The organism is Nonomuraea maritima, assembly GCF_900100395.1.
Taxonomy (GTDB): Bacteria; Actinomycetota; Actinomycetes; order Streptosporangiales; family Streptosporangiaceae; genus Nonomuraea; species Nonomuraea maritima.
The window spans coordinates 1-1,394 of sequence record NZ_FNFB01000080.1 but is presented as its reverse complement, the minus strand read 5'-3'; the positions used below and the strand labels follow the sequence as shown (position 1 = coordinate 1,394).

1 rRNA gene is annotated in these 1,394 nt (G+C 57.1%); it reads right to left on the bottom strand.

The annotated features are described in order from the left end of the window. Nucleotides 1–7 precede the first annotated feature (7 nt). A 23S ribosomal RNA gene (locus BLR04_RS39405) occupies nucleotides 8–1,394 on the bottom strand; the annotation flags it as partial.

Here is a 1,394-nt window from a genome sequence, read left to right as displayed (position 1 = left end):
CTGCTTTGAGGTCAAGTCCTCGGCCTATTAGTACCGGTCAGCTCCACACGTTACCGCGCTTCCACCTCCGGCCTATCAACCCGGTCGTCTACCGGGAGCCTTACCCCCTCACAGGGTGGGAGACCTCATCTCAAGGCGAGCTTCCCGCTTAGATGCTTTCAGCGGTTATCCCTTCCGAACGTAGCCAACCAGCCATGCACCTGGCGATACAACTGGCACACCAGAGGTTCGTCCGTCCCGGTCCTCTCGTACTAGGGACAGCCCCTTTCAAGTCTCCTGCGCGCGCAGCGGATAGGGACCGAACTGTCTCGCGACGTTCTAAACCCAGCTCGCGTACCGCTTTAATGGGCGAACAGCCCAACCCTTGGGACCTACTCCAGCCCCAGGATGCGACGAGCCGACATCGAGGTGCCAAACCATCCCGTCGATATGGACTCTTGGGGAAGATCAGCCTGTTATCCCCGGGGTACCTTTTAGCCGTTGAGCGACACCGCTTCCACACGCCGATGCCGGATCACTAGTCCCAGCTTTCGCTCCTGCTCGACCCGTCAGTCTCACAGTCAAGCTCCCTTGTGCACTTACACTCAACACCTGATTGCCAACCAGGCTGAGGGAACCTTTGGGCGCCTCCGTTACCCTTTAGGAGGCAACCGCCCCAGTTAAACTACCCACCAGACACTGTCCCCGATCCGGATCACGGACCAGAGTTAGACGTTCAAAACGACCAGAGTGGTATTTCACCAATGACTCCACCCGAACTAGCGTCCGAGCTTCCCAGTCTCCCACCTATCCTACACAAGACGCTCCAAACGCCAATGTCAAGCTGTAGTGAAGGTCCCGGGGTCTTTCCGTCCTGCTGCGCGTAACGAGCATCTTTACTCGTAATGCAATTTCGCCGGGTCTGCGGTTGAGACAGCGGGGAAGTCGTTACGCCATTCGTGCAGGTCGGAACTTACCCGACAAGGAATTTCGCTACCTTAGGATGGTTATAGTTACCACCGCCGTTTACCGGCGCTTAAGTTCTCACCTTCGCCAGACAAGCTGGCTAAGCGGTCCCCTTAACGTTCCGGCACCGGGCAGGCGTCAGTCCGTATACATCGTCTTACGACTTCGCACGGACCTGTGTTTTTAGTAAACAGTCGCTTCCCCCTGGCCACTGCGACCCCCACCAGCTCCAGCAGTAAATGCCATCACCAGCAGAGGCCCCCCTTCTCCCGAAGTTACGGGGGCAATTTGCCGAGTTCCTTAACCACAGTTCACCCGATCGCCTTAGTATTCTCTACCTGACCACCTGAGTCGGTTTAGGGTACGGGCCGCCACAACACTCACTAGAGGCTTTTCTCGGCAGCATAGGATCATCCACTTCGCCACAATCGGCTCGGCATCACATCTCA